The organism is Bacillus sp. MYb56 (assembly GCF_002976445.1).
Taxonomy (GTDB): Bacteria; Bacillota; Bacilli; order Bacillales; family Bacillaceae_G; genus Bacillus_A; species Bacillus_A mycoides.
Window position 1 is genome coordinate 1 of the sequence record NZ_PCOH01000087.1, and the last position, 6,450, is coordinate 6,450.

At 32.1% G+C, this 6,450-nt stretch carries 6 protein-coding genes; 2 read left to right on the forward strand and 4 right to left on the reverse strand.

Going from position 1 to position 6,450, the window contains the following annotated elements; translation table 11 throughout:
• Both CQ058_RS30625 and CQ058_RS30630 read right to left on the reverse strand, forming a co-directional pair.
• Positions 1-2,130: SpaA isopeptide-forming pilin-related protein (locus CQ058_RS30625; RefSeq protein WP_105590226.1), on the reverse strand; the 2,130-nt coding region annotated here is incomplete at its 3' end.
• Positions 2,131-2,282: 152 nt separating this feature from the next.
• Positions 2,283-2,492: a helix-turn-helix transcriptional regulator gene (locus CQ058_RS30630; RefSeq protein ID WP_002187883.1), complete on the reverse strand. Its 210-nt coding sequence runs from the start codon at positions 2,490-2,492 to the stop codon at positions 2,283-2,285.
• Positions 2,493-2,603: 111 nt separating this feature from the next.
• Between CQ058_RS30630 and CQ058_RS30635 the strand changes: the two genes are divergently transcribed.
• The gene (locus CQ058_RS30635) at positions 2,604-2,948 is read left to right on the forward strand and encodes a helix-turn-helix domain-containing protein (RefSeq protein ID WP_002187884.1); all 345 of its coding nucleotides are present in this window, start codon (positions 2,604-2,606) and stop codon (positions 2,946-2,948) included.
• A gap of 324 nt (positions 2,949-3,272) precedes the next feature.
• Here CQ058_RS30635 and CQ058_RS32610 read toward each other — a convergent pair whose 3' ends face one another.
• Positions 3,273-3,401 carry a hypothetical protein gene (locus CQ058_RS32610; protein ID WP_002187888.1) on the reverse strand — a complete coding sequence of 43 codons (129 nt, stop codon included), beginning with the start codon at positions 3,399-3,401 and terminating at the stop codon, positions 3,273-3,275.
• A gap of 11 nt (positions 3,402-3,412) precedes the next feature.
• A complete protein-coding gene (locus CQ058_RS30640; RefSeq protein WP_002187890.1) occupies positions 3,413-4,543 on the reverse strand; it encodes an AimR family lysis-lysogeny pheromone receptor in 1,131 nt (376 codons plus the stop codon).
• Between the two features lie 520 nt (positions 4,544-5,063).
• Here CQ058_RS30640 and CQ058_RS30645 point away from each other — a divergent pair.
• Positions 5,064-6,059 (forward strand): Replicase RepFR55, encoded by a 996-nt coding sequence (locus tag CQ058_RS30645; protein ID WP_088004794.1) that lies wholly within the window; start codon positions 5,064-5,066, stop codon positions 6,057-6,059.
• Positions 6,060-6,450 lie beyond the last annotated feature (391 nt).

Genomic DNA, 6,450 nt, shown 5'->3' on the forward strand with positions numbered 1-6,450 from the left:
TTCGATTTTCTTTGGTGTTTGTTCTAGTTGTGGTTTCATAATAATCTGTTGTGGTTGCTCTAGTTGTGGAATGACAGGTTTTTCGGTTACTTTTGGTTGTTCCGGCACCTGTGGTTGTGGTGTTTCTGGTTTTTGTGGTTGTTCCGGCACCTGTGGTTGTGGTGTCTCTGGTGTAGGTGGCGTCGGTTTCTTCTGATCCTTCACCGTATGCTTAATGATTTGACCATCCTCTTTAATTTCAAAAGAGAATATTTCTTCATTTAGTAAATATCCTTCTGGTGCGAATGTTTCTTTATATGTGTACTTTCCATATGGAAGCTTAAATTTCGCTATGCCGTTTTGATCCGTTTTTCCTTTTACAACTTCTTCACCTTTTTCGTTAAAGATGGTAAATTCAGCATTTGGAAGCTTATTGTTGCCATCCGCAATATCTACCTTGCTAATCTCCAACTCTCCTGTGATTTGCTTATTTTTCGCTGTTAGCATGATTGTCTTTCCTTGTTCCGATATACTAAAAGGAATAGATTCTTTCGTTAAAACATAGCCAGTTGGTGCTTGCTTCTCAACAAATGAGTATGCTCCAAATGGTAAGTCTTTTACTTCAATCAAACCGTTTTTATCACTTTTGTGTTCACTAATTTTCTTACCTTTACTATCTTGAAGAATGAACACCGCACCTTCTAATTTTTTATCTGGATTCTCTCCATCTACTTTTAGAAGTTGCACGTTTCCTTTTACTTCTTTATTTTCAACCGTAAATGTCAGTGTTTTTCCTTGTTCTTTGATCTCGAATGGATATTTTGTTTGATTAAGAAGATATCCTTCTACCCCTTTTGTCTCAACAAAATAATACTTACCATATGGAAGATCTTTCACTTGTGCAATCCCTTGTTCATTTGTAGTTGTTTTTGTGATTTCTTTTCCCTCTGCTGTATACACTGTGAACTCTACTTTTGGAAGTGTTTTTCCGCTGTCACTTAATTTCTTAATCTCGATGTTTCCTTTTACCTTAGTATTTTGCACTGTAATTGTTGCAACCTCGCCTGTTTTCACTTCAATCTGTTGTGTCTGCCCATTTAGTACATAGCCAGTAGGTGATTTCATCTCTTTAAGAGTATAAGTTCCGATTTCTAAACCAGAAAGGCTTGCTAAACCTTGCTCATTTGTAGTCATTGTGCCTACTTTTTCATTTGCACTGTTCATGACTTCAAATGCTGCACCTTGTAGCAATTCTTTTTGTTCTCCCACTTTTACAACTTTCAATCCACCAAGGGATTTCCAGTTTACTTGTAGTTCGGCACTCACTTTTTCCTCATTTTTTTCTAAAAGGACTGTTGCATCTTGGACTTTATCAGTTCCTTGATATGCTACTGCCTGCAAATTAGAAAGATTAGATGTTACTTTTAAGGAAAAGTTACCTGTTTGAGAGGATTTCGGTATCAAAATACGGAATTGTTCTCCTAAATTGAATTGTTGTTTCGCTTCACCTTTTGTGGAAACAACTTTCGTTCCATTCGGTGCATTAGCTAGTTGAACTGTAAACACACCGTTCTTAGCATTACTTTCAATTTGATACACTGTCGTTTCAAAGTACTCACCGTTTAACTTTGCTTCTTGATTGTCTGTTGGCGTTACATTCATGTACATATCTTGTGTTTCCTGGCTTGCATTCGCACTATCAATAATAGCTTTTACAGCTTTCGCAACATTCCCATTACGATGCTGAACTTCGTTAATGTCAATTTGACCCAACGCTGCCCAAATACTAAGCTGTGTAGCGTAATGCGCTTCATTCCAGTTAGAAACTCCTAATTCTTGTGGACTCTTTTGCGGATATCCATTTAGAAGAACCCGATACACAACATCATCTGTGCGCCCCATCTCTGGAAGATCATTACCGTTGGGACTTAATTTCCCATAAGTTAAACAATACGCAATTTGCCCATTCGCATTCTTCAATAATTCTGTCCTTAGGTCTTTCCCGTACATGGGACTAAAACTCCAATTTATTTCGTATTTCTCACGATTAATGACTTCAGCACTCGCTTTCGTAAGTGGAAATACAAAATTCAAGACGATTAGAAGCATACTCATGACAATGAGTAACGTTTGATACGATCGTTTCAACATACTAACAGCTCCCTCAAATGATATGCAGTTTTCAAAGAACAATTTAATCTGAATTTTCTGATTTAAAAACTTAAAAAATAACAATAAAATTGTACCTTTTTTACATGGTTCATTTACAATATAAATGTATAATTATTTTTTGTGAAAATGGTTTATTCCAACTTTGCTCGATAGTAAGTTGCAAAAAAAATGTTCTCAATTGGTTCTTCAAAAAAATCCGCAATGTTTTTTGCCCTGCTAAAAATTAAACCTTTTCTCCCTGATTCTACATCGTATAAAGTACTTGTAGGAATTTTGGAACCCTTTGAAACTTCTTTAATTGTATAACCCTTTGACTCACGAATTTCTCTTAGAACTGTCAAATATCTCCCCCCTTTTTTTACAGTTTATTAGTCTTTAAGCCGAAAGTCAACACTTAATATGTTAACTTTTTTAAGTTTTAACACAAATATAGTTATAAGGAGCTAAAAACCATGTTTGGAAAAAGATTAAGAGAATTAAGAAACAAAAAAAATATGAGCGCTACCGCTCTTGGAAAAGCATTAGGGATTGCTCAAACAACAATTTCCAATTGGGAAAATTCAGGAGCTGAGCCAAATTATGAAATGCTAGTAAAAATCTCACGCTTTTTTGGTGTATCAGTTGACTATTTAGTTGGAAATGACGGTGATTCTAATAAAAATGAAATAAGTAGATTAGCAAAAGAATTATATGAAGACCTTAATTCAGTCTCCGAAGATGAACGTCAAGAAATAGAAAAAGGATTATTAGAGTACATAGAGTTCCTTGGGTATAAAGTAAAAAAAACAAAGAAATAAATCCTTTGCCTTTTAATTTGCTCTCTTTCTTAGACTAGATTTTGAATTTTTATTTTGCTGTATATAAGTTTGTAATTTACTATGTAGTTCAACATAATTACTTGTTTGTGACAACACCGATACCAAGAAATCGTAATCAACTCGTTTACATATATTTTTCTTTTTCATCAAATAGGCACTCTCCTGTAAAATGGATTTTCTTTTATAAATTCCTATTTTTACGCATTAGTGGAACGAAACATTAAAAATTACCAACAAATGTTCCACCCCTTAAACAACAAATGACACTACAATGTTTTGTAGTGTCATCTTTTAACAAGCCTATCACCCAGCACCGCCACCAGGATCTACCATCATATATTGAATGATTTTAGCAATACTCCCTTGCATGGGGAGCATTGCTAATGCTGTTATTGTAATTAGCAAATAAGTTTTCTTTGTCCAATTTTTCACTTGTACCACTCCTACTTCAATTTTAGTACATTTTTAGGAAGTTCTGCATAGAACAAGTCGTTATTTCTCTCAAATGCCAATAATGCTTCTCTCATTAAATTCATATCATCTCTTGCAAGAGCCTGAATGAAAACTTGTAACGGTGTCAAGAAACCATTTTTCCTTTTGATTTCTTCAATAAGATTATCTGCTTGTTGATTCAGACCTCTTTTGACATACAAATATGCAAGTTCTGCCGGATTTTTTGGTTCTATATTATCTAGATTCTTTTCAAGATGTATGTTAAGAAAATCTAGAGTTGTTTGTATCATTTGTTTCTTCTTGAACATCTTTTTGTTATTTGGGGATATCATAAGTTGCAACCCTTTATCCAAGTAGTACTTAGATAATTCATAATCGCTTAGTATATATGTCTCACCCATGATACAGCATGCTGTTGCTTTTGGTATTAAAGCTACTCTCCCTTGTCTAGCAATCATTTCATTACATAATTCTCTTGCCTTTTCCAGCTCGTTATTCCTATGATAACTTGTAGCAAGCAATTCCATAGTTCGTAATTCATAAGAAGAACGTAAAAATGGATTTTTCAAATTTTTAATTTGTGATAATAAATCATTTGTATATTCACTTACCAAATTATAATTTCGATAATCAAAAAAAGCGTAGATTAGTGAAAAATCCATTGGGATTTTGCTAATATCATCTGTACTCTTTCTTTGTTCCATTTTCTTTTTTACTGTTTTTAAAAAAGTTTGCGGATTTATTTTTCCATCATTTCTTAAATGAAGTAATTCATAAGCATTTGCAAATTTACGATTCAGTATATTGTTAGATTCTTTTTCCTTATCAATTAAATACTGTAATACATCTAATTCTCCACACATATCTAAATATTCAAAAGCAACTCTCAAATTCACTTTACGCTTTGCTTTTTCACAATATTTCAGTACTTCCGTTTTCCTAAAATTATAATCATGTGGGTATAACATATTCAATATTTCAGTGTAAATATAAAAATCAAACTCCCTTTTCCTGGTAAATGACTCATTTATTTTAGAATGACTGGTATCAAACATTGCTGCAAGCTGTCTATTAGTAATACCTTTATCATTTAGATCTTTATGGATTTTTTCTAGAATCATGGTATATTCTCACATCCTCTTGAAATGCTAATGTATGGGAAAATACATGCGTATAGAATATTCTGTAAATACATTCTACCAGAAATTAGTGAAACTTTCGTTCCAATATACATTTTTCTATATTTCTATATAAATTTCAGAATTTTCAATAAAAATAACGCGTTTTCTTATTCAACTTCTAACTTATTCTTAGTTGATATTTCAAAAAACTATGTGTAAAATAGTTTACAAAGACATTATTAATTACCTATATTAAAAACGGTTCAATTAATGATACTATTATTAAGTTTATATAAAAAAATAAAACCCCACCGCACGGTTTTTAATTAGTCTAGGTCGGCAAACTTCGAACTAATTAAAAACTCCTCTGGATAGGGTTTTAAATTCACATTATAAATGTATGTGTTTTTCTTTAATGTCATACTTGATGTTAAAATTATACCATAAGTTGCATACAATGTGAATATAAAACCTCTGTTTTCCTGTTTATTTGTGGTGGGAAAATTAGGAGGTTTTTTCTGTGTTATTGCACAATTTTTTGCTCAGTCGAGCGAAAGCCGAATTAAGTCCCCACATCAATCACCTATCAAAGAAAACCGGGGCTATTAATCAATCAATTAAGAAAGTTATTACTTACATTGATAATATTGTCCTAGAATATGAGGGTGTTACTACGAAGGATTACCTCACAAAACGTAAATATGAAGCTGTAGAAACAGTTTTATCGTACCTAGTACAAGAAGGTTATTCCCAAGTAAAGCAAGATCATATCAGCAAAAAGTCAGGGATTTCAAAACCAATTATTAACTACGTGTTTAATTGGTTACAAGACTTGGGAGTGTGCCAACAAATCAAAGTACGAAGATATGGTAAAATTGCCCCTTCAATTTACATTTTAACTTTACATAACAATTATTTAAAAATCATTGAATATTTCAAGCTGAAATGGGCTGTAGCAATTGATGTCTGTTCTACTTTTACTAAACTTTTAAAGAAAAAACTCTTTAAAGAAGTTGTTGAATCCAAACATGAGGAAAAGAATACTTTATTTAATGGCATAGATATTTTAAATTTTGAAGAACTAGAAAGATCAAATACTATTTCACAAAACGCTATTGATAGATTACAAGATTTAAATGATTATTTAAGTGAAGATCAGAAAAAAGCATATCGATATATAACAAGTCAACCAGTAACATATTTAACAGAACAGGACGCTTATACTATAGCCTTAAGAATGCCGAAAAAAATTGATCGTTATCAAAGATGGGATTTTGAAAAATGCGTTGAATGGTTTGAATATAATCAAGCTGAAATAAGTAATCCCGCTCATTTTATGAAAATGTTCGCTGAAAAATCTAAACAAAGAAAAGAGCGTAACGATTATGAAGCGAAAGAAGCCTTAACTAATATGGAACATGCACAAAAATATGAAAGCATACTTCCAATTATAGACTGGCTTAATAACAAGAAAATAGATTCCATTCTGCAAAAAATGGGTGTTCTAAGGCCCTAATAAAAAAACATCTAAAACTTAGCCTTGCTCAAAAATAATATAATTAGCAAGGCTATTTGTCATGTATTCTTATAATCCCCAAGCAACGTACTATTTTTCCCAAAAAAGAAATTCAAAACACATCTCAGATCTTATAATTATTTCTCTTTTTCTAAACTAATCAGCTATGAAATTTCCACTCATATGAAACTGAAATTTCTATCATTTACTCACAAATTAACCTTGTAATTTACTAAGGTAAAATCTTGAATCCCTTGATACATCTAGCCTAGCACCTCTAAAATAGATTCTAATGTTTATAATGATTTTATTTTTTAAACAAGATTTATTGAACTACCCCCACTTTCACTTCGTTTAGAAGAGGGGGATTCCTAAGTAAAGAGTTCTATCG

Bases quoted from the DNA above. Each gene is read 5' to 3' on its own strand.
- CQ058_RS30635 (WP_002187884.1), top strand. From the start codon at position 2,604: ATGTTTGGAAAAAGATTAAGAGAATTAAGAAACAAAAAAAATATGAGC.
- CQ058_RS30640 (WP_002187890.1), bottom strand. From the start codon at position 4,543: ATGATTCTAGAAAAAATCCATAAAGATCTAAATGATAAAGGTATTACT.